This window comes from Pseudomonas sp. FW507-12TSA (assembly GCF_058781435.1).
Window position 1 is genome coordinate 49,057 of record NZ_JBYSWT010000036.1, and the last position, 24,708, is coordinate 73,764.

Below are 24,708 nucleotides of genomic sequence, written 5' to 3' on the forward strand. Positions count from 1 at the left end.
CGACCATGGCCAGCCCCTTGGCCCTGGCAGGTTCCCTGGGCCACTGTTGAAGGGCTGCTGGTGCCGGCTTCCTCGGTAACGCAGGTTCTGCCGGAAATGAGAGGGGCGCGGACTCAGTGCAGGTTGAAGAACGCCTGGGCATTGCCGCCGAGAATCCGCGACTTGTCGGCCTCGGCCAGGGTCGGGTGGTGCGCCACGCCGCTGCCGATCTGCTGCTCGCCCAGGGGGAAGGGCGAGTCGGAGCCGAGCATCACCCGCTCGCTGCCCATCACCTCCACCAGCAATTGCAGGGCGCCGGGGTCGAATACCGCGGAGTCAACGAAGAAGCGCTTGACGTAGCTCGACGGTAACTGCGGACAGTCTTGGCGGACGATGTCGCGATGGCGCCAGGCGTTGTCCACCCGTCCCAGGAGAAAGGCGAAACCGCCACCGCCATGGGCAAAGCAGATACGCAGGGACTCAGGCAGGCGTTCGAAGGCCCCGGAGAGGATCAGCGAGAGGATGCCCAGCTGGGTCTCCGCGGGCATCGCCACCAGCCATGGCAGCATCCATTTGCGCATGCGCTCGCCGCCCATCATGTCCCAGGGATGGACCAGCACCGGAATGTCGTTGCGCCCGCAGTGATCGAGGAAGGACACCAGGTGCTCCTGATCCAGGTCGTGATTGCCCACGTGGTTGCCGATCTGCACGCCGACATGACCGATGGCCCGTGCCCGGCTGGCTTCGGCGCAGGCCGCCTCCAGGTCCTGCAGCGGCACTTGGGCCAGGACCTTGAGCCGCGACTCATGGCCGACGGTCATCTGCATGGCCCGGTCGTTCATGCGCTGGGCCCAGGGCAGGGCCCGTTCGATCGGTGCGTCGTAGCCGAACATCACCGGCGTGGCGCACATGATCTGGATGTCCAGGCCTTGTTCATCCAGGTGCTCGATACGCCGGGCCGGGTCCCAGAGCACGTCATGCACCGGGCGAAAGGGCTTGTCGCCGACCATGATCTGGCCCTTGGCGCCATCCCTGTGCAGCCAGGGCGCGCGTAGCGGGTCCAGGTGCGCGGCCTCGTCCTGGGTGATGGCGGGGAAGAAGTGCGAATGCATGTCGATTTTCATGGGCAGGTCACTGTCTTGAGCGTGCGGTGCCAGGTTTGCCAGTCGCGACCCGGATGGATTTCGCCGCAGCCGGTACAGCGACGTTGCTGGTCACTGCTGGCGTAGAAGGTTTCGTAGAGGGGCGGCAGGTCGTCGACGATGCTCCGCAACTGCAGCTCGTGGCGCTGGATCAATGTGCCGCAGTGAGCGCAGGACCATTGCAGCGCATCGAGCATTCCCGGTGGCCGTTGGCGCTCCACCACCAGGCACAGGCTGCCGGGCTCCGGGCGCTGGGGGGAGTGGATGACGTGGGGTGCCATCAGGTAGAGGTCGCCTTCGCGCAGATCGATGCGCTCGTAGCGGCCGCGATCCCAGATGTTCAGGTAGGCGTTGCCCTTGAACTGGTAGAAGAACTCTTCCATGGGGTCGTCGTGGAAATCGGTACGCTGGTTCGGGCCACCCACCACCGTGACCATGAAGTCGGCGTCTTGCCAGATCTGGCGATTGCCCACCGGCGGCTGTAGCAAGTGCGCGTGTTCATCGAGCCAGCGGTTGAAGTTAAGTGGGGCGCTGTAGTGATGTTTGTCCATTGTTATTGTTCTCGGCGATTGAGCGGGGCATAGGCCACCGCCTTGATTTCGATGCGCAGGTGCGGATGCGGCAATTGGTGCACGGCCACGGTGGTGCGGGTCGGGCCCTGCTCGTCGAAGTACTGCGCATAGACCTGGTTGTAGGGACCGAAGTCGTTCATGTCCACCAGGAATGCGCTGATTTCCACCAGGTCCTGCAGGCCGGCGTTCTCGCTGGCGAGAATGTCGCGGATGTTCTCGATCACGGCCCGGGTCTGGGCGCGAATGTCCAGTGCGGTGGTGCCCAGGGCATCCACCTCGACGCCTTCGAAGCTGTTGTCCGGACGTCGCGAACTGGTGCCGGAAACGAACAACAGGTCGCCGGCGCGCTTGATATGGGGAAAACGTCCCCGGGGATGGGCCTTGCCGGGTACCAGGGTGGCGCGCTTGCTGGTCATGGGCGCTCTCCCCGGGAATGGCCGCTGCAACTGAAGGCGCATTCGCCATAACCGGCGATCTCCACCTGGATATGGGCTCCAGGGGACAAGGCCACGGCGGCAGTGGCTGCGCCCGCCATGATCAGGCTACCGGCGGGCAGGCTGATACCCGCCTGGGCCAGCAGGAGCGAGGCTTGCACCACGCTACGCAGCGGATGCCCGAGAATCGCCGCGGTGGAGCCGGCCTCCACCAGCGCGCCGTCCAGGCGCATCAGCACCCCGGCATTGGCCAGGGTCGAGAAATCCCGGGACCAGGGGCCCACCACCAGCCCGGCCGATGAGCAGTTGTCCGCGATCACGTCTTCCAGGCTGAACCTGAACGCTTCGTACCTGGAGTCGATGATCTCGATGGCCGGGGCCACGGCCTCCAGATAGTCCACGGCTTCGAGCTGGGTCAGGGGCCGGTCGATGACGCGACGGGTCAGGAAGCACAATTCCGGCTCGGCTCGCGGATGGATATAGCGATCGAGGCCCAAGGTGCCGCCATCTTCTTCCAGCATCGCGTCGGTGAGCCAGCCCCAGATCAGGCTGGCGACCCCCATCTGGGCCATCTTGGCCCGGCTGGTGAATCCGAGCTTGAGGCCGATCGTGCGTTCACCGTCGGCGTAGCGGCGGGCCATGGAGGCGCGCTGGATGTCATAGGCCTGCGCCAGGTCGAACGGCGTGTGCTGGCTGAACTGGGGCAGCGGGCGGGCAGTGCGCGCTGCCTGGTCGAGGGCGTGGGCGATGGGTTCTAGATCAAGGCTCATGGGCGGGACTCCCGGGCAGCGAGCAGGTCGAGGGCAACGTCGACGATCATGTCTTCCTGGCCGCCGACCATGCGGCGGCGGCCGAGCTCCACCAGGATGTCGACGGTTTTGAGCTGGTATTTGCGGGCGGCCATTTCGGCGTGGCGCAGGAAGCTGGAATAGACCCCGGCGTAGCCCAGGGCCAGGGTTTCGCGGTCGACCCGCACCGGACGATCCTGCAGCGGCCGTACCAGGTCATCGGCGGCGTCCATCAGGCGATACAGGTCGGTGCCATGGTTCCAGCCCAGCTTGTCGGCGGCGGCAATGAACACCTCCAGCGGCGCATTGCCCGCCCCGGCCCCCATGCCGGCGAGGCTGGCGTCGATGCGCTGGCAGCCTTCCTCCACGGCAACCAGGGAGTTGGCCACGCCCAGGCCGAGGTTGTGGTGGGCGTGCATGCCGGTGGCGGTGTCCGGCTTGAGCGTGGCCTTGAGGGCGCGAAAGCGCAGGCGGATGTCCTGCATGTTCATGGCGCCGCCGGAGTCCACCACGTAGATGCAGGTGGCGCCGTAGCTTTCCATTTTCCGGGCTTGGAGCGCGAGGTTCTCCGGGCTGGTCATGTGGCTCATCATCAGGAAGCCCACGGTGTCCATGCCCAGTTCCCGGGCACATTCGATGTGCTGGCGCGAGACATCGGCCTCGGTGCAATGGGTGGCCACCCGCACCACCCGGGCACCGGCGCGATAGGCCGCCTTGAGGTCATGCACGGTGCCGATGCCGGGCAGCAGCAGGGTGGCGATGCGGGCGTGATGCAGGACGTCGGCGGCGGCTTCGATCCATTCCAGGTCGGTATGGGCGCCGAAACCGTAGTTGAAGCTGGAGCCCTGCAGGCCATCGCCGTGGGCCACCTCGATACTGTCGACCCGAGCGGCATCCAGGGCCCGGGCGATGGCCTGGACCTGATCCAGGCTGTATTGGTGGCGGATGGCGTGCATGCCGTCACGCAGGGTCACATCCGAGATGTAGAGCTTGTTGCCGGGGGTTGAGGTCATGGCGAAGCTCCTTCAGCGATTGAGCATGGACTGGGCCATGCGCTCGGCGGTGGCCAGCGCGGCGCAGGTCATGATGTCGAGGTTGCCGGCGTAGGCGGGCAAGTAGTGGGCGGCACCCTCGACCTCCAGGAACACCGAGGTCTTGAGTCCGCTGAAGTGCCCAAGGCCAGGGATCAGCACCGGCGCGGAGGGTGGGACCGGGTCGAATTGCACCTGCTGCTTGAGTCGGTAGCCGGGCACGTAGTCCTGCACGGCTTCGGCCATGGCGGCGATGGAGGCGGCGACCTCCTGCTGATCGGCGGCGGCCGATAGCACCAGCACCGTGTCGCGCATGATCAGGGGTGGTTCGGCCGGGTTCATGACGATGATGGCCTTGCCCCTGGCGGCACCACCTATGGTTTCGATGGCGTGGCGGGTGGTTTCGGTGAACTCGTCGATATTGGCCCGGGTGCCGGGGCCGGCAGACTTGCTGGCAATCGAGGCGACGATCTCGGCGTAGTGCACGGGGGCGACCCGGGAGATTGCAGCCACCATGGGAATGGTGGCCTGGCCGCCGCAAGTCACCATGTTCAGGTTAAGGCTGTCCAGGTGCTGTTCCAGGTTGACCACCGGGATGCAATAGGGGCCGATCGCCGCCGGGGTCAGGTCGATCAGGCGGATGCTGGGTTTGGCCTGGCGCAGTACGGCCTCGTGGTGTTGGTGGGCGGCGGCCGAGGTGGCGTCGAAGACGATGTCGATGGCGCTGAACTCGGGCATGCGCAGCAGCCCTTCGACGCCTTCGTGGGTGGTGGCTACGCCCAGGCGCCGGGCCCGCTCCAGGCCGTCGGAAGCGGGGTCGATGCCGACCATGGCGGTCAGTTGCAGGTGCCGGGCCTGGCGCAGGATCTTCAGCATCAGGTCGGTGCCGATATTGCCCGAGCCGATGATCGCGGCCTTGAGGGTTGTGGTCATGATGGGCTCCGGTCTATTGGGCGCTGGCGAAGGCGGCGCTGACGCTGCCCAGGCCCTGGATATGGGCGGTGAAGCGCTGTCCTGGCTTGACCGCCACCATGGGGCCGAGGGCGCCGGTAAGCAGGATGTCGCCAGCGCGCAGAGGCGTGCCCAGACGGACCAGCGTGTCGGCCAGCCACAGGGCGGCATTCAAGGGGTTGTCCAGGCATGCGGCGCCGACGCCCACCGAGACGGGTTCGCCGCCTTGGGTCATGCTCATGCCGCAACGCACCAGGTCGAGGCGGTCCAGGGACACAGGGCAACTGCCGAGGACGAACAGCCCACTGGAGGCGTTGTCGGCGATGGTGTCGCTCAATTGGATATCCCACTGGGCAATGCGACTGCCGACGATCTCGATGGCCGGCAGGGCGAAGGCGGTGGCGCGGATCAGGTCGGCCAGGGTATGGCGCTCATGGGGCAGGTCGCGCTCCAGGACCAGGGCGACTTCGGCCTCGACCTTGGGTTGGCAGGTATCGCTCCAGGCGATGGGTTGGCCGTCGCCGCGCGCCATGTCGGCGAACAGCTGGCCAAAGTCCGGCTGGTCCACCCCCAGTTGTTTTTGCACGGCACGGGAGGTCAGGCCGATCTTGTGGCCCACCGGACGACTCCCGGCATCGATGGCCATGCTGTTGTTGTAACGCTGTACCTGGTAGGCCAGGTCGATCAGGGCGGACTGCGGCTGTTGCGCGGCGGCCCGGGCGATCAGCTCGCGTACCGGGGCGCAGGGTTGGCCGTCGAGTTGGGCCTGGCGCAAGCGGTGTGCCGCTTCGATCAGGTCAGCATGCATGTTGAAGCCCTCAAGGGTTGACGCAGATGGTGGTGATCTCGGAGTAGAAATCCAGGGAGTGGCGGCCGCCTTCGCGACCCAGGCCCGAGAGCCGGGTGCCGCCGAAGGGGGTGCGCAGATCGCGCAGGAACCAGGTGTTGACCCATACCATGCCGACGCGGAAACGCCGTGACAGCTGGTGGGCGCGCTTCAGGTCGCGGGTCCAGAGAGCCGTGGCCAGGCCGTAGGCCGAATCGTTGACCCGGCGCAGCACTTCTTCCTCGCTGTCGAACGGGGCGATGTGACAGACCGGGCCGAATATCTCTTCACGCAGGCAGCGAGCGTGATCCGGCAGGTCGGTCCAGAGGGTGGGCTGGACGTAGGCGCCCTGGTCCCGGGCATCGCCGAATTGTGGAACAGCGCCGCCGCTGACCAGGGTCGCGCCCTCTTCCAGGGCCAGTTGGAAGTAGTCCAGGACCTTGTCCCGGTGCTTGTGGGAAATCAGCGAACCCATGTTCACCCCGTCTTCGTCGGGATAACCGATCTTCAACTGTTCGGCCCCAGCCTTGAGGGCGGCGACGAAGCGTTCATAGATCGGCCGCTCGACGTAGACCCGCTCCGAGCACAGGCACACCTGGCCGGAGTTGGTGAAGCTGGAGCGCAACACTCCGGCGACCGCGGCGTCGAAATCGCAGTCGGCGAACACCACTGCGGCGTTCTTGCCTCCCAGTTCGAAGGACACCTCGCGCACGCCCTCGGCGGCGGCTTTCATGATGGTGGCACCGGTGCGCGATTCGCCGGTGAAGGTGATCGCGTCGACGTCTGGGTGGGTGGTGAGGAATTCTCCGGCCGAGTTCGGGCCGAAGCCGTGTACCAGGTTGAAGGCCCCGGCCGGTACTCCGGCCTCCTGCATCACCTCGGCCAGCAAGGTGGCCGTGGATGGGGTTTCTTCCGAAGGCTTGATCACCACCGAGTTGCCGCAGGCCAGGGCCGGGGCGACTTTCCAGGTCAGCAGCAACAGCGGCAGGTTCCAGGGGGAAATGATCGCTACCACGCCATGGGGCTTGCGCACGCTATAGCTGAAGACGTCGTTGCCATCGGCGCTGCGCATTTCGAAGAGTTCGCTACCGGACTGGCGCAGCAGTTCGGCGAAGGTGCGAAAGTTCTGTACTGCGCGGGCCACGTCCAGGGTCCGGGCCTGTTGCACCGGGCGCCCGGTGTCGGCGACTTCGGCCGCGACGAATGCCTCGAAGCGGCGCTGGATACCGTTGGCGATGTCTAGTAACAGATCGGCGCGCTGGCTGGGGCTGTAGTGTGCCCAGGGGCCTGATTGCGCAGCCTTGGCCGCGGCTACCGCGCGTTCGACCAGGGGCCGGTCGGCCTCGCAGACCTGCCCCAGCAAGCGACCGTCTACAGGGGAGATATTGGCAAAGGTCTTGGTGCTGGCGACAAACTCGCCGTCGATGAAATGACGCAGCAGGGGAGTGGACACTTGAGCCTCCGAAACGTGGGTTTCGGGGCGAGTGTAGGAAGACCTGGTATTAGTGAATAATCAATATTAAATGATTGGGTATTAGTATTTGGAATACTGGGTCAGGCTGGGTGCTCTTCGGTGATGGATTCGTTTCGGGCCTGATCCAGGCATTGGCGAAACAAGCGGGCGGCGGGTCCCAGCTTGCGCTGGGCGGAGCTGAAGCAGCCGATGTCGCCGAATTGCAGCGCGGTTCCCAGGTCGAAGGCCTTGAGCATGCCGGCCTGGATGAATTGTCGGGAGGCTTCGAATGGCATCAGTGCCACGGTGCGCTGATCCTGCATCAGGGTGATGTTGGTCAGGATCGACAGCGATTCGGCGACGTTGTCCGGTGTCGGCAGTCCGTTATCGGCAAACAATCGATCACAGGTGCGGCGTAGCAGTGAGTCGCGAGTCGGTAGCACCCAGGGGTAAGCGTGCAATTGCTGGAGGCTGACCGGCGCCTGGCGATGCATCGGGTGCCGGGCACCGGCGACGATGCTCAGGTCCTCGCGGTACAACACTTCGACTTCCAGGGCTTCGCTGCGCCATTGCCAATCGTCTGGGACCCGGCCTACCACCAGGTCGACATCACCTACCGCGAGCGCCGGGAACAATTGATCCATTTGCCCCACCCGCAGCGATACCAGCACGCCAGGGGCTTGTTGCTTGAGCAATTGAATGGCCCGGGGCAGCAACGAGGTGGAGGCCGAGATCAGGGTGCCGACCATCACTTGGCCCGAGGTGCCTTCCTGGAAGGCGTTGACCTCGTCGGTCAGGGCCCGCAATTCCGCCAGCAAGGACTTGGCGCGCTGCACCACCACGTGTCCCAGTTCGGTCGCAGTCACGCCGCGATTGCTGCGAATCAACAACGGCGCCTCGAAGTAGGATTCCAGCTCATGGATGATCTTGGTCACCGCCGGTTGGGTGAGGTTCAGGGCCTGGGAGGCGCGGACCAGCGAGCCGCTTTGCAACACTTGTTCGAAGACCACCAATTGGTGGAACTTGAGCTTGCGGGCGATGGACTGGGTGCTGAACTTCATGGTGGCTCCGTCAGCGCCTTACCCGGCCAGAGGTGGCCTGGGGTGGCGCTTTTGTGTGTAGTGGGGCAATCAGGCCCGGGCAGGGTGCTGCAAGCCTAACCAAAGCCCGGGATTCTTGCATACCGTGCAGCGGCTGGCAGCCGACCTGGCCCAGGCCACCTACCTGTGCCATAACGCCGCAGCGCCCGGGCGGGCCGCCTGCAGTGCCTGGCGCAGCTCGCTGTGGCGCTGCCGCGAAGGGCGCTGGCAGATGCTGTTCCACCAGGGGACGCCGCGACCAGGGGCGTGAGGGCTCTGCTAGAATCCCCGTCCCAGACTTGACGAGGTGCCCCATGAGCGAGCCGATTCGCCTGACCCAGTACAGCCACGGAGCCGGTTGTGGTTGCAAGATTTCCCCCCAGGTCCTGGAGGTCATCCTGGCCGGCAGCGGGGCTCAGAACCTCGATCCCAAGCTGTGGGTCGGCAACGCTTCGCGCGATGATGCGGCGGTCTACGCCATCGACGGTGAACGTGGGGTGGTTTCCACCACCGACTTCTTCATGCCCATCGTCGATGATCCCTTCGATTTCGGGCGGATTGCCGCCACCAACGCCATCAGCGATATCTACGCCATGGGCGGCGATCCCTTGATGGCCATCGCCATCCTGGGCTGGCCGGTGAACGTGCTGGCCCCGGAAGTCGCCCGTGAAGTGATCCGCGGCGGGCGCTCGGTGTGCGACGCGGCGGGCATTCCCCTGGCAGGCGGGCACTCCATCGATGCCCCGGAGCCGATCTTCGGCCTGGCGGTGACCGGCCTGGTGGAAAAACGCTTCATGAAGCGCAACGACACCGCCACCGCCGGCTGCCTGCTGTACCTGACCAAGCCCCTGGGGATCGGCGTGCTCACCACCGCCGAGAAGAAGGGCAAGCTGCGCGATGCCGACGTTGGCCTGGCCCGGGACTGGATGTGCACCTTGAACAAGCCCGGCAGCCATTTCGGCAAGCTCGAGGCGGTTACCGCAATGACCGACGTCACCGGCTTCGGCCTGCTCGGGCACCTGGTGGAGATGGCCGATGGCAGTGGCCTGACCGCGCGTATCCACTATGACCGGGTGCCGCGCCTGCCCGGGGTGGAGTACTACCTGGACCAGGGCTGCGTGCCCGGTGGCACCCTGCGCAACTACAGCAGCTACGCCGACAAGGTCGGGCGGGTGCAGGAGCTGCACAAGCGGGTGCTGTGCGATCCGCAGACCAGCGGCGGCCTGCTGGTGGCGGTGACGCCTGAAGGCAATGCCGAATTCCTTGCCCTGGCGGCGCAGTTGGGCCTGGAACTGGCGCCTATCGGCGAGCTGTTGGAGCGACAGAGTCACGCGGTCGAGGTGTGCTGATGTCCCTGGACTACACCGATTACCGCGAGATATTCCTCAACGACCGGCCGATGATGGACACCCGTGCGCCGATCGAATTCACCAAGGGCGCCTTTCCCGGGGTGCTCAACCTGCCGCTGATGACCGACCAGGAGCGCCAGCGGGTCGGCACCTGCTACAAGCAGCAGGGCCAGCAGGCGGCGATCGTCCTCGGGCACCAATTGGTGTCCGGGGCGATCAAGGCCGAACGTATCCAGGCCTGGGCCGATTTCGCCCGGGCCCATCCCGATGGCTTGCTCTACTGCTTCCGTGGCGGCTTGCGTTCGCAGATCGTCCAGCAGTGGCTGCGCGACGAGGCCGGCATCGACTACCCACGGGTGGGCGGTGGCTACAAGGCCATGCGGACCTTTCTCCTGGACACCGTGGAGCAGGCCATGCAGCAGTGCGACTTCGTGCTGCTGGGAGGCATGACCGGCACCGGCAAGACCCAGGTTCTGGGGCAGTTGGACAACGCCCTCGATCTGGAAGGCCATGCCAATCACCGGGGTTCCAGTTTCGGCCGGCGCGCCACCGGGCAGCCGAGCAACATCGACTTCGAGAACCGCCTGGCGGTGGACCTGCTGAAGAAGCGTGAGCGTGGCGTGCAGGGCTTCGTCGTCGAGGACGAGAACCGCATGATCGGCAGCTGTGCGTTGCCGCTGCCGCTGCACCAGGGCATGCAGCTAGCGCCGATGATCTGGCTGGAGGACCGCCTGGACCAGCGGGTGCAGCGGATTCTCCAGGACTACGTGGTGGACCTGTGCGCCGAGTTCGTGGCCGTGCATGGCGAGCCGGGTTTCGCGCTGTTCGCCCAGCGCCTGCTGGAAAGCCTGAACAAGATCCACAAGCGCCTGGGCGGCGAGCGCCACCAGCGGTTGCTGGCGCTGATGCAGGAGGCCCTGGCCGAACAGGAGCGCAGCGGCGTGGTGGAGTTGCACCGGGGCTGGATCCAGGGCCTGCTCAGCGAATACTACGACCCGATGTACGCCTTCCAGCGCGAGAGCAAGGGCGCCCGGATCGAGTTCGTGGGCGACCAGGCCGCAGTGCTCGATTACCTGCGCCAGCGCCGCCCTCTGTAGCTGCTGTCGAGCCTGCGAGGCTGCGTCCGAGGACGCAGTCCTCGCAAGATCCCGTTCTGGCGGGCGCTGCACGTCTGGTCGCCGCCTCGCTGGCGCTCGATAGCCGCTACAGGGCGTCTTTGCGTTCCTGGCCAGAGCCCTCAAGGACCTCAAGGCTCTGTTCGATGGCTGCCAGCAACTCCTGGGCATGTTCCGTCTTGAAGACCAGGGGCGGACGTATCTTCAAGACATTGCCGAACGGCCCGATCCGGTTGACCAGGATGCCCCGTTGCCTGAGGGCCTCCACCAATTGCCCGGTCTCCCAAGTGGCGGGTTCCCGGCTGGCATGGTCCGATACCAGTTCCAGGCCGACCCATAATCCCTTGCCGCGGATATCACCGATCAACGCATGCTTTGCCGCAAGCTCGGCCAACCCCCGGCGCACCAGCGCGCCAACGGTGCGTGCGTTGTCCATCAGCCCTTCGTCTTCGATCACATCCAGGACTGCCATCGCCGCGGCTGCCGCTGTCGGCGAGGCGGCGAAAGTATTGAAATAGAACGTCTTGTCGCGAAAGCCATCCAGCAGTTCACTCCGGCTGACCACAGCCGCCACTGGATAGCCGTTGCCCATGGGTTTGCCCAGGGTGACGATATCGGCGGTGATGCCCATGGCCTGGTGGCCCCACATGCTGCCGGTGCGACCGAAACCCGCCTGGACCTCATCGATGATGACCAGGCCGCCCGCATCGCGGACCAGGGCGCATGCACGTTCGAGCAAGGTGGCCGGGATCCGTGGCAGGCCCTCGTTGGCGAAGATCGGACAGAAGATCATGCCGGCCAGGCCCACGCCCGTCGTGTCGAAACTCTCGATCTCATCCTCGATCTGCGCCAGGTAGGCCTGGATCAGCGCTTCGCCCACCAGCCCGCCCAGCGGCCGGTAGATCTGCGGGAAGGGGACGCTCCTGACTTCATCGAAGCAGTGCCGGTTGCGGTGTATCAGGGGCGAGACCTGCTCCACCGCTGCCGTGTTGCCGTGGTAGGCATGGCTGCTGCAGATGATGCCTCGGCCCGAACCACGCGTGCGGGCGATGCGCAGGGCCTGGTCGTTGGCTTCCGAGCCCGAGCAGGTATAGAGCACCTGGTCAAGACCGTTGGCGAAGGTCTCCAGCAGCCGCTGCGAGTAGTCGACTATGCCCTGGGTCAGGTAGCGGCTATGGACATTGAGGGTGTCGTTCTGCCGGGCGATGGCTTCGTTGACCCTGGGGTGGCAATGCCCGACCACCTGGACATTGTTGTAGCAGTCCAGGTAGCGCCGGCCATCTTGCCCATAGAGGTGCACGCCTTGTCCCCTGACCAGATGCAGGGGCTCGTCGTAGAACAGCGGCGCGGCGCCCATGGTCTTGCGGCGGCGGTCCAGCAGGTCGGGGGCGTCGGTCATGGTGATCTCCTGCGATGCACGCAACGGGGTTGTCAGATTCCGCGCAGGGCTCGCCCCGCGAGGTATCTGCTGGCGAATTCGACGGCGCTGGCGCTGTACCTCCCATGCATTTCCAGGGCGAGGTCGGTGCAAGGATGCGAGCCGGCCCAACCCAGGACGACTAGCGTGCGGAACATCATCAGGGTCGGGATCAGCGCCAGATGTTCCTCGCCCAGTGTCTGGACCTGGCGATAACCGTCGATCCAGGCTGCGATGATCTTCCCGATATCCGGATGGTTCTCGAGAAAGGTCACCGAGGAAGCGAGGTCGTACAGGTACCAGCCAAAGCCGCTGTCATCGAAGTCCAGGACCCGGGCTCGGCCTTGGTCGACCAGCAGGTTCGACAGGCGAAAGTCGGTATGGATCAGGCCGAAGCGGTCAGGAGCCTTGCCGTACCGCTCCAGGTGCTGGCACATCAGGTGCTCGGCTTGCTCGAGGATCTCCAGTCCTGGTGCATGCGGGCTGAACCCCGCGCGCCAGTGGCCCCAGATCGGCGCATCGCCGAAAGCGCCCTGGTAATCCCAGACCTGGCGTTGGAAAAAAGCCGGGCGTTGCCATTGGCGTGAGTGCCGGTGCATGCGCGCGGTGATGCTTCCCAATTGTCCGAAGGCGTCGAGCAGGTTGTCCGGCTCGGGCGCGGAACCCGGGATGAAGTCGAACAGCACCAGCATCCTCGGCGTTGTCTCGGGCTCGAGCATCACCTGCTGCACCAACTGGCGATCGGTACCGGAGACGGCGATCGGCGTTTCGATCCCAGCGTCGTCGCGCAGCGCGCGCATCCAGGCCAGTTCGGAACGGACCGCAGCCAGGCTGTGGTAACCCTGGCGATGTACCCGCAGCACCCAGCGGCGATGGTCGCAGCTCACCAGGAACATGGCGTTCTCCGACAGGCTGAGCAGATGCAACTGTGCGTCCTGGGCGATGTTCCAGCGCGGCAGAGCCATGCGCGCCACTTGGGTCAGGTAGTCCTTGCGTACAAACTCATTGGCGGCATTCATGCAAGCCCCCTTGTTATTTTCATGGGCGGTGCTGGAGGCGCTCATGGACCCGCAGGTTCCAGGGTGCGCCCAAGCCTGCACTGCAAACGCTTCCCATCATGAAATGGAGCATCGGTGAGCGTTAGCGGATATCGGCAAGTTTGCGCGCGCCTGGCAATGGCCCTGTCTCGGGACGTTCGCTATCGTCCTGTGGGGCTCAGCGCGGCCGGTGCAGGGTCTGCGAGGGCAGCTCGCCGAACATCCGCTTGTAGTCCGCGGTGAAGCTGCTCAGATGCCAGAATCCCCAGGTGCAGGCGATGTCCTGGACCTTGGGCTTGTGTGTCGTACTTTGCCGCAGCGCGCGGCGTACCTGGTTCAAGCGCACTGCACGCAGGTAGTGGACGGGATTGGTGCCCATGATTTCCTGGAAGCACGTCTGCAGGGTGCGCCGGCTCACGCCGATCATGGCGCACAGCTCGGCGATGGTCGGCGGTTCCTGGGGCGATTCGAGGATGTATCGCTTGGCGCGTTCGACGATGAGCTTGTGCTGGAGTGTCCGTTGATTGCCCTCGTAGCGGTTGTCCTGATGCGAGAAGGCTTCTAGCAACGATGTCACCAATGTATGGCGCAGGCCCTTGCGCACGGCGGGGTAGGCGAGCAGTTCGGGGGCAAATTCGAACACCCGCGCCAGCGCTTGCAGCAAGGCGCGCAGTTCCATGAGCCTGGGGGCGTTGCTGGCCAGGCAATGGCTGCCGCCCAGGACGGACTCCAGGTCGAAACCGTCGAGGGCGAGCGACAGCTGCGAGAGTTTTTCGGCGCTCAGCACAATGGATATCACGTCGAGGGTAGGCGGGGTGCGATAGTCCAGCTCCTGCCCTGGTCCGAGAGTGACCGGCGCAGCGGCTTCGATGACTTGGGTGCCGAAGCGCGCCGCGCCGGACTGTACCATGGGAATGCCGAACACCCGCGCACCGCTCCAGGAGTAGCCCATCTGGTGCAGGCAGAGGTTGGAGCGCTCGCGGATGACCTGGATATCGTCGATCCAGCATTCGGTGAGGCTGCCGTGGTAACGGCCAGGACTGAGTTGGTCATAGCGCTGATCCCAGCCGCAGACGCTGGAGGCCAACTCATCGATATCACTGGTCGAATGGCTGCATACCTGCACCGCTTGCTCTACACCGGGTTCATCGTTCATGCCGTCACCCATGGCGCTGCAGAAGGTTTCTCAACCTAGCGCCGATGACACCACGCCTGGTAGCAAAAATTGGCAAACCCGGTAGCCGCTGTCGAGCCCGCGAGGCTGCGCACGAGGGTGCAGTCCTCGCCAAACCGGCCGATGAGTATTTTCTGGATGAGCGCGGTGCTTGCTCTTGCGGGCGCTGCGTTCCGGTCGCCGCCGGCGCTGGGCAGCGGCTACAAAGGCGGTTCAGGCTTGCAGCGGCGGTAGGGTGCCTAGCAAGGCGACGGCCGCCACGGCGGCGATGCCCAGCAACCACTCCAGGCCCACGCTGCGGCGCAGGCTGTCCAGGCGCTGGTCGCAGCCCCGGGTGCGCAAGCGATTGAACAGGGCCAGGGCCAGCATGCCGGCCACCAGCAGGGCTTTCACCAACAGCACCAGGGCGAAACCGCTGAACAGCGGAGTCGGCCACCATTGGCCAGTGAGCATCCGTACGTTGACCAGGCCGCTGGCCAGCAGGCCCGCCACCAGCACGTAGCCCACGCCGCTGAAGCGCCGCAACAGCGGCTCCAGGGACGCCTGCGGTTGGCGCAGGACCATCAGCAATACCAGCAAACCGCCCAGCCACAGGCCGACGCAGCCCAGGTGGACGATCTGGTTGAGAATCAGCAATTGCCCCTTGAGGCCATCGAACATGGCGCCGTGGCCCACCGGGGCCAGGGTGCCCAGGAGCAGGGCGGCCAGCCCCAGGCGCAGCGGCAGGGAACGGCCCAGGGGTGTCAGCAGCAGGCCCAGCAACACCAGGTTGAGCGCCAGGTGCCAGGTCCAGACCTGGCCGAAGAACGTCTTGCCCAGTACCAGCCATAACGTCGCCGGGTCCAGGGCGGCGGACCAGGAACCGGCCATGCTGGCGCTGATCAGCAGCAACCAGGCCAGGCCGCTGCCAAGCCCGACCAGGGTCAGCCCGCGAGCCACGCGGTCCAGCTGCCGCTGCACGACTTCATGGCCTCGGCCCAGCAGCAGCGGGCGCAAGCCCCAGGCCCCGACCAGGGTCAGGATCGCGGCGAAATGCACGAAGCGGCACAGCACCAGCCATGACGCCACGGGTTACGGGCTCACCTTGAAGCTGTAGCTGCCTTCGCTCTTGTGGGTGTCCACCGACACGGCGTGCCATTGCACCTTGTAGCTGCCGGCCGGCAGCGGAGCGCTGGCGGGGGTGACGACTAGGGTCTTCTTGTCCGCGCCTTCGGTGGCCAGGCCCTTGAGCGCGACGGGGGTGCCGTCCTTGCTCAGCTCGACCTTGGTGAAGGCCGCTTCCACGCCCTCGCTGAATTCCAGGCGCAGTTCGCTGGGGGCGCTGGCGCTGCTGTCGGCGGCGGGCGTGGTGATTTCCAGGTGGGCGTGGGCCAGCGCCGAGCCGGTGGCCAGCAGGCAGGCGAGAAGGGCGGAGGTGGTGCAGAGTGTTTTCAACGACATGGCAGGTTACCTCTAGAAAAGCCAGGGAGCCGGCGCCGCTGGGGCACCGGTTTGGTTCAAGCGTCTTGCAACTGCATGTGGATGATGGGGTACGGCTTGCCTTCGCCATCGGTTTGCGAGCGACCGTAGTCGACGAACCCGTAGTGCCGGTAGAAACCGTGGGCCTGGGGGTTCTGCTCGTTGACATCGACCTTCAGGCCCGGCTGCCGGACCTGATCCAGCAACTGGCGGCCGATGCCCTGGCCACGCTGGGCCGGTTCGATGAACAGCATTTGCACGGTGTCGTCGCCAATGGCGATGAAGCCGCCGGGCGTGGCATCGGGGTTCTCCCAGACCAGCACTTGCAGGGCCGGCAGGTAGCTGTCACGTATCAGCGGGTAGAGGCGCTGGATGTCGTCTTCGCTGATGAAGTCATGGGTGGCGCGTACCGAACGCTCCCAGAGCGCGGTAAGCAAGGCGTCGTCCGCAGCGACGCGAGGGCGAATCTTCATGGGGATGATCCATCTTGGTAACTGATTAGATGGCCGGCGGTAGGGTAGGGCCGGCATTTGGGCAGAGACCTGTATGCCCGTGTCGCGAATCAACGCTTGGACGGAGCACTGCAGTGACGGCTGCAAATGAGCGGGAGGCCGATCCTACCCAAACAGGCCGGCCAGCGAAACCCCGACGGCATCTTTAATGCCGCATGGGCAAGAGCCCCAGCTCGACCAGCTTGGCGTCGGTCGTTGCGGTTTTCGTTAGGTGTTGTGCGTTGCCTTCATCCATGACCCCGGGGCACGTCACGATGATGCTGCCTTGGGTCGAGGTTGGGCGCAGTTCATCCACCTGGGGGAAGTCCTGCGCCGACAAGGGCTGGGGGCAGTAGCCGATCCAGCCGATGGTTTGCCTGTCTGCGAAGGTTCGTTGCCGGCGGTAGTAAGCGTTGGGGGCCACCACGCCCCAGGCGATCTCCGGCCAGAACTCAAGCGCCGTGCTGATCAGATCCACCAAGCCTTGCCGTGGATTTTGCAGGCAGCGGACCAAGGTCCCGGCATCGGAAAACTCGAGGCCCGTGGGCAGCGAACCTCTGTTCCTTGCGTGGTACTTGAGTGAAAGCCCGCCTTTGAGCGGGTCGGATATCCCGTTCCAGAGCACAAAGCTCATATCATTGATGGCGAAGTCCTCATCCTTCCAGGACTGCACTTCGCGGACAAAACTGGCTTCGTCGAGCAGCACCTCATGCTCCAGGCCCTTGTTGCGGCTGTCAGCGCACAAGAACCAGTGCTTGAGGATGGGGTCGATCCTGCCGATCTTGCGCAAGAAACCAAGGCTTCTCTGGATCTGGAGGTGCTCCGGGACTTGAGCGATTTTCTGCCTGTCGAAACTCAAATTGAAATTGAAGCGCTTGAATTCGTCCATGAGGTCTCCGTAAGCCGTAAGGATGCTCCCTGCCTGTTGGGGCAAAGCGTTGTCGCGTCAATCGCTGGGCGGCGAGTCGTCTCCTCGGCCCAGGGTACGGGTGGGCTGCGCCAGGGCGTGATTTAACATGAAAAGGCGAGCTGGGTGTGGTTCCCATGAATCAGTCGCCACGTTTATGCAGGCATGGCACTGGCACCGGTGATCTGTGTTGTTTCTAGCGGGCAAGCAAGCCGGTTTTCTCGGCAGTGCTTGAGTTAGAAGTGCTCCTAGCAGGGTGCTAGTCTTGCCGCAGACTGTTTTCGTAGGAGCCCTCATGGGCAATCACAAGATCGAGATTCGTCGCAACAACGTGGAAAAGATCCTCCTGGGGGCCGAGAAAGTCTTCGCCGAAAAGGGCTACGCCGGCACCGCCATGGCCGACATCGCCGAAGAGGTACAACTGCCGCGTTCCAACCTGCATTACTACTTCAGCACCAAGCACGAGCTCTACAGCGCGGTGCTGCTGGACCTGCTGGAAGTGTGGAAGCAGGACGCCCTGTGCTTCGAGATGTTCGACGACCCGCGGGTGGTGCTCAGCAGCTACATCCGCGCCAAGATGCAGCATTCGCGCAGCCGCCCCCACGGTTCCAAGGTCTGGGCCAACGAGATCATGCATGGCGCGCCAAGCCTGGGCACCGCGTTGGACGAGAGCCTGTACGACTGGGCGAAGATGAAGGAAGCCAAGATCCGCCAGTGGGTCGAGGACGGGCGGATCCTTGCGGTGGAACCCTCGGCGCTGCTGTACCTGATCTGGGCCACGACCCAGCACTACGCCGACTTCGACCACCAGGTGAACATCCTCAACGACCACCAGCCGCTGTCGGATCTGCAGTTCGAACGGGCGGTGCAGACCGTCACCAGCGTGATCCTGCGCGGCATCGGCCTCGAACCGTAGACGCAGCGGCAAGCGGCAAGTGAAAGCAAGCTTCAAGCTAGGAGCTTGAAGCTTGCGACTTGCTGCTTAAAACTTGCCGCTTGTAGCTGCTTGCGTGGTCTCGCGGTGAGGGTTGCGGGGGTCATGCAGCCAGTCGAGGAACGGCTTGCCGGTCTGTTGCGGCACCATCTCGATGCAATCCTGCACCGGGCAGGTGATCTGGCACAGGTTGCAACCCACGCATTCGTTGCCGATCACCTCATATTTATGGGTGCCGTCCGCTTGCCTGAGGCTGGCGATGGCCTGGTGCGAAGTGTCTTCGCAGGCTATATGGCAACGACCGCAACCGATGCACGCCTGCTGGTCAATTTTCGCGATCACCTGGTAGTTGATATCCAGGTACTTCCAGTCCGTGGTGTTGCCCACCGCCCGCCCGGAGAAGTCCTGCAGGCTGTGGTAGCCCTGGCTGTCCATCCACCGCGAAAGGCCATCCTGCATCTCTTCGACGATACGAAAGCCATGCAGCATCGCCGCCGTGCACACCTGCACCGCGCCGCAGCCCAGGGCCACGAATTCCGCGGCATCGCGCCAGCTGCCGATACCACCGATGCCGCAGATCGGCAAGCCACGGGTCTGCGGGTCACGGGCGATCTCGGCCACCATGTTCAGGGCGATCGGCTTGACCGCCGAGCCGCAGTAGCCACCGTGGGTGCTCTGGCTGCCCACCATCGGGTGGGCCACCATGCGCTCCAGGTCGACGCTGGTGATGGAGTTGATGGTGTTGATCAACGACACCGCATCGGCCCCGCCACGATGGGCGGCGCGGGCCGACTGGCGGATGTCGGTGATGTTCGGCGTCAGCTTGACGATCACCGGCAGCGAGCAGTACGTCTTGCACCAGCGGGTCACCTGCTCGACGTACTCCGGCACCTGGCCCACCGCCGCGCCCATGCCGCGTTCCGGCATGCCGTGGGGGCAACCGAAGTTCAGCTCGATGCCATCGGCGCCGGTGGCCTCCACCAGCGGCAGGATGTATTTCCACGAATCCTCGACGCAAGGCACCATCAGCGAGACGATCAGCGCCCGGTCCGGCCAGTCCTTCTTCACCTGGGTGATTTCCCTGAGGTTGATCTCCAGGGAACGGTCGGTGATCAGCTCGATGTTGTTGATCCCCAGCACCTCGCGGTTGGCGCCGAAATGCGCCGAGTAGCGCGACGACACATTGACCGCCGCCGGGTCTTCGCCGAGGGTTTTCCAGACCACGCCGCCCCAGCCCGCCTCGAAGGCGCGGACCACGTTGTAGGCCTTGTCGGTGGGCGGCGCGGAGGCCAGCCAGAACGGGTTGGGCGCCTTGATTCCTGCGAACACAATCGACAGATCGGCCATCACGCAGCCTCCACGTTGAGCATGAGTTGGGCATGCATGGCCTCGGCGGCCAGCTTGCCGTGCTGCACGGCCTGGACGGTGAGGTCCTGGCCGAGGCTGGTGCAGTCGCCACCGGCGTAGACCCCGGGAATGCTGGTGCGCAGTTGCTCGTCCACGGCGATGCGATCGCCGCTGCGCTTGAGCTCCCGGGCCAGCGGATCGTCCAGGCTGGTGCTGTCGAACGCCTGGCCGATGGCCTTGAAGATCGCGTCGGCGGCCAGTTCGAAGGTTTCGCCGGTGGTGTGCAGGCGGCCCTCCACCAGTTGGGTCCGGGCAAAGCGCATGCCGCGCACCCGGCCCTGGTCGTCCAGCAATACCTGTTCGGGAGCGGCCCAGGTCAGCAACCGCACCTGGTTGGCCTTGGCGATGTCCTGCTCATGGTCGGTGGCGCCCATGTCGGCGGCGCCACGGCGGTACACCAGGTTGACGTCGCGGGCGCCGAGGCGGGCCATCTGCACCGCCATGTCGATGGCGGTATTGCCGGCGCCGATGACGATGCAGCGCTCGGCCAGGGGCAACTGGCCAAGGTCGTCAGCCTGGCGCAGCTCGCGGATGTAGTCGGTGGCCGCCAGCAGCCCCGGGGCGTCCTCGTGCTCCAGGCCCAGGCGCTTGCTGGCCGCCAGGCCCAGGCCGAGGAATACCGCATCGAACTCTTGGTGCAGTTCGCTCAGGCTCAAGTTGTCGCCCAGTACCTGGCCATGGCGGATCTCGATGCCGCCGACGTCGAGCAGGAACTCCAGTTCGCGCTGGGCGAAATCGTCCACCAGCTTGTACTTGGCGATCCCGTATTCGTTGAGGCCCCCGGCTTTTTCCCGGGCCTCGAAGATCACCACCTCATGGCCGTGCAAGGCGCTGCGGTGGGCGCAGGACAGCCCGGCCGGGCCGGCGCCGACCACGGCGATACGCTTGCCGGTGGCGGCGGCGCGCTGGAACGGATGCTGGCTGAACTGCGCGTTGTCCAGGGCGTAGCGCTGCAGTTGGCCGATCAGCACCGGCGCGCATTCCTGGGCGTTGTTGCGCACGCAAGCCTGCTGGCACAGGACCTCGGTGGGGCAGACCCGGGCGCAGCTGCCGCCGAGGATATTCGCCGCGAGGATCTTCTGTGCCGCGCCCTGGACGTTGTCGGTGTGGATGTGGCGGATGAACGAAGGGATGTCGATCTCGCTGGGGCAGGCGTTGACGCAGGGCGCGTCGTAGCAGTACAGGCAGCGCGAAGCTTCCAGCTGCGCCTGGCGTGGGGTCAGGGGTGGCGCCAGGTCGCTGAAATGCTCGGCGAGGGTGGCGCCGTCCAGGGTCGGACGGGGCAAGTGGTTCAGGGTCTGGATCACGGTTCTGGCCTCAGGTTTTTTATCGAATGCCTCTGATGGGCATTGTTTTTCAGCGATGGAGCGGTTATCGCGCTGACCTCTGATTCGCTGCTGTTTCTGTAGCCCCAGCGAGGCTGCGATCGGCAACGCAGTTGCCGCAAAACCTGCGCTTGCGGTGCGCCAGGGAGAACGCGATAGCCGGGTTAGGGCGCGCTTCGTCGGAGTGCCGCCCAACCCGATCGCAGCCTCGCCAAGGCTCGGCAGCGGCTACAGGTTCAGCGTTTTACGGCGGTCGGCTTGTGGGCTTCGGCGCGCTTGTTCAGCAGGTCGAACACCGTCGGGTAGGGCGGGCGCTCGACGTAGCGCCCGGCGCCGCGCTCGGCCCGCAGGTCGCCGTCGGCCCACACCAGCCGGCCCTGGCTGATGGTGTGGCTGGGGATGCCACGCACGGTCTTGCCTTCGAAGATGTTGAAGTCCACCTGCTGGTGGTGGGTCTTGGCGGAAATGGTCCGGGTGCCGGCCGGGTCCCACAGCACCAGGTCGGCATCGGCGCCGACGCGGATCGCCCCCTTGCGCGGGTAGAGGTTGAAGATCTTGGCGGTGTTGGTGGAAGTCAGGGCGACGAACTCCTGCATCGACAGGCGCCCGCTGTTGACCCCTTCGTGCCACAGCACGGCCATGCGGTCCTCGATGCCGGCGGTGCCGTTGGGGATCTTGCTGAAGTCCTCGCGCCCGGCGGCCTTCTGCTCGGCGCAGAAGCAGCAATGGTCGGTGGCGGTGGTGTGCAGGTTGCCCGATTGCAGGCCATGCCACAGCGCCTCCTGGTGGCCGCGCGGGCGAAAGGGCGGGCTCATCACGTAGCCGGCGGCGGTCTGCCAGTCCGGGTCGCGGTACACGCTGTCGTCCAGCAGCAGGTGCCCGGCCAGCACCTCGCCGTAGACCGGCTGGCCTTGGGCCCGGGCATAGGTGATTTCGTCCAGGGCCTCGCGGGTGGACACGTGCACCAGGTACAGCGGCGTGCCCAGGGTCTGGGCGATGCGGATCGCCCGGCTGGCGGCTTCGCCCTCCACCTGGGATGGTCGCGACAGTGGATGGGCTTCCGGCCCGGTGATGCCCTGGGCCAGCAGCTTGCGCTGCAGGTGATACACCAGCTCGCCGTTCTCGGCGTGCACCGTGGGCACCGCGCCCAGTTCCAGGCAGCGCTCGAAGCTGGCCACCAGGGTGTCGTCGGCGGCCATGATGGCGTTCTTGTAGGCCATGAAATGCTTGAAGCTGTTGACCCCGTGATGCCGCACCAACTCGGCCATTTCCTCGCGCACCTGCTCGCTCCACCAGGTCACGGCCACGTGGAAGCCGTAGTCGCTGGCCGATTTCTCGGCCCAGCCGCGCCACTGGTGGAAGGCCTCCAGCAGCGATTGCTGCGGGTTGGGAATCACGAAGTCGATGATCGAGGTGGTGCCGCCGGCCAGGCCCGCCGCCGTCCCGCTGAAGAAGTCCTCGCTGGCCACGGTGCCCATGAAGGGCAGTTGCATATGGGTGTGGGGATCGATGCCGCCGGGCATCAGGTACTGGCCGCTGCCGTCGAGCACTTCGCAGCCTGCGGGAATGTCCAGGTGAGTGCCGATGGCTCTAATCAGGCCCTCTGCGCACAAGACATCGGCTTTATAACTTTCATCATGGGTAATAACGGTGGCGCCACGGATCAACAGAGACATTCCGAGTTCCTCGCAGGCATGACCGACTGCTTGCCGGTTCTAACTTTTTATTGAACGCACTGACAACTAAACAATCCTGTCAGTGGTGTCAGGATTAAACGCTAGTCTCACTTCAAGGAAACATCAAGAATATTTTTTATAAGCTTATATTGAATGTAACTAATTGAAATTTAACGATAAAAAATATAAATCCCAGAAATCGTGCAGGCGTTCACCATTTTGACGCACTTGACAGGATCGAAAAATAGTCGAGATTTTCCATGTCCTATCAGCGGCTTGAAGAGGTACGAGAACGAATCGGATATCGTTGCTGAAAGTGCGGTGTACCTATTTGGGTCTTGATCTAAGTGGCAACTTGCCAGCTACCTTGCCTGAGTGGCCTGGCAACTAACCTGAGACCTGAAAGTTATTTGAATAAAGCTGAGTTACATCAGTTGCTTACATGGATTCCATCAACGGGTCGGTCACGAACCTGGGCTCACCGGCACACTTATTGAGTGCCGCCACGGATCGTCACGCCGGAGGGTGGAAGTCGTCAGTTCTCCGGCCATCGTCCGGCGCCCGATCCAGGGATCGCTGGCCGATGAGCACAATAACCAGAACAACAGTGGAGCGGCCATGCAACAGATCAGATCCCAGGTGACCGAGCGCGCCGGCTTGTACGAGCTGGACGCCGGCAGCGACGTGCTCGACAGCCCCCGTTACAACCACGACATCGCCCCGACCAAGGTCCAGGAACGCACCTGGAACAAGTGGCACATCACCGCGCTGTGGATCGGCATGTCGATCTGCGTGCCGACCTACACCCTGGGCGGGGTGCTCACTGCCTACTTCGGCCTGAGTGTCGGCGAGGCGCTGCTGGCGATCCTCTTGGCCAATGTCGTGGTGCTGTTGCCCCTGACCCTCAATGCCTTCGCCGGCACCAAGTACGGCATTCCGTTCCCGGTGCTGCTGCGCTCGTCGTTCGGCATCATCGGCTCCAACGTGCCGTGCCTGATCCGCGCCCTGGTGGCCTGTGGCTGGTTCGGCATCCAGACCCTGTTCGGCGGCCTGGCCATCCACCTGTTCCTCGGCTCGATCTTTCCGGATTGGAAGGCCCTGGGCGGCACCGGCGAGGTGATCGGCTTCATGCTGTTCTGGACCCTCAACCTGTGGGTGGTACTGCGCGGTGCGGAATCGATCAAATGGCTGGAGACCTTGTCGGCGCCGCTGTTGGTGGCGGTGGGCATCGGGTTGCTGCTGTGGGCCTTGCCCAGCGTGTCGCTCGGTGAGTTGCTGGCGATCCCGCCCAAGCGTCCCGAGGGCGCCAGCGTCACCGGCTACTTCATGGCCGGGCTGACGGCCATGGTCGGATTCTGGGCCACCTTGTCGCTGAACATCCCGGACTTCAGCCGCTACGCCAAGAGCCAGAAGGACCAGGTGCTGGGGCAGATCTTCGGCCTGCCGCTGACCATGTTCCTGTTCGCCGCCCTGGGAGTGGTGATGACCGCGGCCTCGGCCAAGCTGGTGGGGGTCACGGTCTCCGACCCGGTGAGCCTGATCGGGCATATCCAGAGCCCGGGCTGGGTGGCCGTGGCCATGGCGCTGATCATCATCGCCACGCTGTCGACCAACACCGCGGCCAACATCGTTTCGCCCACCAACGACTTCCAGAACATCGCGCCCAAGCTGATCGGCCGCACCACGGCGGTGATCCTCACCGGCCTGGTGGGGCTGGCGCTGATGGGCCACGAACTGCTGAAGAAGCTCGGCCTGCTGGTGTCCGACGTCAGCCTGGAAACCGTTTATTCCAACTGGCTGCTGGGCTACTCCAGCCTCCTGGGGCCGATCGCCGGGATCATGGTGGTGGACTACTTCATCATCCGCAGGCAGCGCCTGGACCTGGCCGGGTTGTACCGCGACGACGTGTACCCGGCGTGGAACTGGCACGGCTTCATCGCCTTCGCCATCCCGGTGGCGCTGACCCTGATGTCGCTGGGCAGCAGCGCCTTCAACTGGTTCTACAGCTACGGCTGGTTCACCGGTTCGGCCCTGGGCGGGCTCATCTACTACGGCCTGTGCAACCTGCGCAGCCCGCAGGGCGTGAGCGCCAAGACGCCGGTGTGATGCATTGAGAGCATCGTGGGCAAGTCGCATCGCCGCGCGCTCGCTCCTACAGATTGC

At 64.8% G+C, this 24,708-nt stretch carries 24 protein-coding genes; 5 read left to right on the forward strand and 19 right to left on the reverse strand.

Going from position 1 to position 24,708, the window contains the following annotated elements:
- Positions 1 to 113 precede the first annotated feature (113 nt).
- From AC3WK8_RS27180 to AC3WK8_RS27220, 9 genes are all read right to left on the reverse strand, one after another.
- Complete coding sequence (locus AC3WK8_RS27180; RefSeq protein ID WP_103323795.1) at positions 114 to 1,103, reverse strand: amidohydrolase family protein; 990 nt, start codon at positions 1,101 to 1,103, stop codon at positions 114 to 116.
- Positions 1,100 to 1,672, reverse strand: coding sequence for a 3-hydroxyanthranilate 3,4-dioxygenase (locus tag AC3WK8_RS27185; protein WP_103323796.1), 573 nt, complete (start codon positions 1,670 to 1,672; stop codon positions 1,100 to 1,102). Before AC3WK8_RS27185 ends, AC3WK8_RS27180 begins: the two co-directional genes overlap by 4 nt.
- Before the next feature lie 2 nt (positions 1,673 to 1,674).
- Positions 1,675 to 2,109, reverse strand: a complete 435-nt coding sequence (locus AC3WK8_RS27190; protein WP_103323797.1) for a RidA family protein — start codon at positions 2,107 to 2,109, stop codon at positions 1,675 to 1,677.
- Positions 2,106 to 2,897, reverse strand: a complete 792-nt coding sequence (locus AC3WK8_RS27195) for a 2-keto-4-pentenoate hydratase (protein ID WP_103323798.1) — start codon at positions 2,895 to 2,897, stop codon at positions 2,106 to 2,108. Before AC3WK8_RS27195 ends, AC3WK8_RS27190 begins: the two co-directional genes overlap by 4 nt.
- Entirely contained in the window at positions 2,894 to 3,928 is a 1,035-nt protein-coding gene (dmpG, locus tag AC3WK8_RS27200; protein WP_103323799.1) for a 4-hydroxy-2-oxovalerate aldolase, read from the reverse strand. Before dmpG ends, AC3WK8_RS27195 begins: the two co-directional genes overlap by 4 nt.
- A 12-nt stretch (positions 3,929 to 3,940) precedes the next feature.
- Positions 3,941 to 4,879 carry an acetaldehyde dehydrogenase (acetylating) gene (locus tag AC3WK8_RS27205; protein ID WP_103323800.1) on the reverse strand — a complete coding sequence of 313 codons (939 nt, stop codon included), beginning with the start codon at positions 4,877 to 4,879 and terminating at the stop codon, positions 3,941 to 3,943.
- A gap of 13 nt (positions 4,880 to 4,892) precedes the next feature.
- On the reverse strand, positions 4,893 to 5,705 hold the full coding sequence (locus AC3WK8_RS27210) for a 2-keto-4-pentenoate hydratase (RefSeq protein WP_103323801.1): 813 nt from the start codon (positions 5,703 to 5,705) through the stop codon (positions 4,893 to 4,895).
- Between the two features lie 10 nt (positions 5,706 to 5,715).
- The gene (locus AC3WK8_RS27215; protein WP_103323802.1) at positions 5,716 to 7,176 is read right to left on the reverse strand and encodes a 2-hydroxymuconic semialdehyde dehydrogenase; all 1,461 of its coding nucleotides are present in this window, start codon (positions 7,174 to 7,176) and stop codon (positions 5,716 to 5,718) included.
- Positions 7,177 to 7,277: 101 nt separating this feature from the next.
- On the reverse strand, positions 7,278 to 8,237 hold the full coding sequence (locus AC3WK8_RS27220; RefSeq protein ID WP_103323803.1) for a LysR substrate-binding domain-containing protein: 960 nt from the start codon (positions 8,235 to 8,237) through the stop codon (positions 7,278 to 7,280).
- Positions 8,238 to 8,361: 124 nt separating this feature from the next.
- On the opposite strand from AC3WK8_RS27220, the gene AC3WK8_RS27225 reads away from it, so the two are divergent.
- Genes AC3WK8_RS27225 through mnmH form a run of 3 tightly spaced genes read left to right on the forward strand, consistent with a single transcriptional unit; the run spans position 8,362 to position 10,701 of the window.
- Positions 8,362 to 8,526 (forward strand): hypothetical protein, encoded by a 165-nt coding sequence (locus AC3WK8_RS27225; RefSeq protein WP_207245141.1) that lies wholly within the window; start codon positions 8,362 to 8,364, stop codon positions 8,524 to 8,526.
- Positions 8,527 to 8,569: 43 nt separating this feature from the next.
- Positions 8,570 to 9,604, forward strand: a complete 1,035-nt coding sequence (selD, locus tag AC3WK8_RS27230) for a selenide, water dikinase SelD (RefSeq protein WP_103323804.1) — start codon at positions 8,570 to 8,572, stop codon at positions 9,602 to 9,604.
- A complete protein-coding gene (gene mnmH, locus AC3WK8_RS27235; RefSeq protein ID WP_085596386.1) occupies positions 9,604 to 10,701 on the forward strand; it encodes a tRNA 2-selenouridine(34) synthase MnmH in 1,098 nt (365 codons plus the stop codon). The genes selD and mnmH overlap by 1 nt, the downstream gene beginning before the upstream one ends.
- Positions 10,702 to 10,807: 106 nt before the next feature.
- On the opposite strand, the gene AC3WK8_RS27240 is transcribed toward mnmH, so the two are convergent.
- From AC3WK8_RS27240 to AC3WK8_RS27270, 7 genes are all read right to left on the reverse strand, one after another.
- The gene (locus tag AC3WK8_RS27240; protein WP_103323805.1) at positions 10,808 to 12,118 is read right to left on the reverse strand and encodes an aspartate aminotransferase family protein; all 1,311 of its coding nucleotides are present in this window, start codon (positions 12,116 to 12,118) and stop codon (positions 10,808 to 10,810) included.
- Between the two features lie 32 nt (positions 12,119 to 12,150).
- On the reverse strand, positions 12,151 to 13,155 hold the full coding sequence (locus AC3WK8_RS27245) for a phosphotransferase enzyme family protein (protein WP_158091414.1): 1,005 nt from the start codon (positions 13,153 to 13,155) through the stop codon (positions 12,151 to 12,153).
- Positions 13,156 to 13,351: 196 nt separating this feature from the next.
- Complete coding sequence (locus AC3WK8_RS27250; protein ID WP_158091413.1) at positions 13,352 to 14,329, reverse strand: helix-turn-helix domain-containing protein; 978 nt, start codon at positions 14,327 to 14,329, stop codon at positions 13,352 to 13,354.
- A 231-nt stretch (positions 14,330 to 14,560) separates the two neighbouring features.
- Complete coding sequence (copD, locus tag AC3WK8_RS27255; protein WP_103323806.1) at positions 14,561 to 15,415, reverse strand: copper homeostasis membrane protein CopD; 855 nt, start codon at positions 15,413 to 15,415, stop codon at positions 14,561 to 14,563.
- 3 nt (positions 15,416 to 15,418) lie between these two features.
- Entirely contained in the window at positions 15,419 to 15,787 is a 369-nt protein-coding gene (copC, locus tag AC3WK8_RS27260) for a copper homeostasis periplasmic binding protein CopC (RefSeq protein WP_103323807.1), read from the reverse strand.
- 56 nt (positions 15,788 to 15,843) lie between these two features.
- Entirely contained in the window at positions 15,844 to 16,278 is a 435-nt protein-coding gene (locus tag AC3WK8_RS27265; RefSeq protein WP_085596380.1) for a GNAT family N-acetyltransferase, read from the reverse strand.
- Between the two features lie 184 nt (positions 16,279 to 16,462).
- A complete protein-coding gene (locus AC3WK8_RS27270) occupies positions 16,463 to 17,185 on the reverse strand; it encodes an Imm52 family immunity protein (protein ID WP_103323808.1) in 723 nt (240 codons plus the stop codon).
- 313 nt (positions 17,186 to 17,498) lie between these two features.
- On the opposite strand from AC3WK8_RS27270, the gene AC3WK8_RS27275 reads away from it, so the two are divergent.
- Positions 17,499 to 18,119, forward strand: a complete 621-nt coding sequence (locus AC3WK8_RS27275; protein ID WP_103323809.1) for a TetR/AcrR family transcriptional regulator — start codon at positions 17,499 to 17,501, stop codon at positions 18,117 to 18,119.
- Between the two features lie 66 nt (positions 18,120 to 18,185).
- Here AC3WK8_RS27275 and preA read toward each other — a convergent pair whose 3' ends face one another.
- The 3 genes from preA to hydA form a co-directional block, all read right to left on the reverse strand.
- The gene (preA, locus tag AC3WK8_RS27280; protein ID WP_178087978.1) at positions 18,186 to 19,487 is read right to left on the reverse strand and encodes an NAD-dependent dihydropyrimidine dehydrogenase subunit PreA; all 1,302 of its coding nucleotides are present in this window, start codon (positions 19,485 to 19,487) and stop codon (positions 18,186 to 18,188) included.
- Entirely contained in the window at positions 19,484 to 20,851 is a 1,368-nt protein-coding gene (locus tag AC3WK8_RS27285; RefSeq protein ID WP_103323811.1) for an NAD(P)-dependent oxidoreductase, read from the reverse strand. Before AC3WK8_RS27285 ends, preA begins: the two co-directional genes overlap by 4 nt.
- Before the next feature lie 254 nt (positions 20,852 to 21,105).
- Positions 21,106 to 22,545 (reverse strand): dihydropyrimidinase, encoded by a 1,440-nt coding sequence (gene hydA, locus AC3WK8_RS27290; protein ID WP_053138089.1) that lies wholly within the window; start codon positions 22,543 to 22,545, stop codon positions 21,106 to 21,108.
- Positions 22,546 to 23,163: 618 nt separating this feature from the next.
- On the opposite strand from hydA, the gene AC3WK8_RS27295 reads away from it, so the two are divergent.
- The gene (locus AC3WK8_RS27295; RefSeq protein ID WP_022643934.1) at positions 23,164 to 24,651 is read left to right on the forward strand and encodes an NCS1 family nucleobase:cation symporter-1; all 1,488 of its coding nucleotides are present in this window, start codon (positions 23,164 to 23,166) and stop codon (positions 24,649 to 24,651) included.
- Positions 24,652 to 24,708 lie beyond the last annotated feature (57 nt).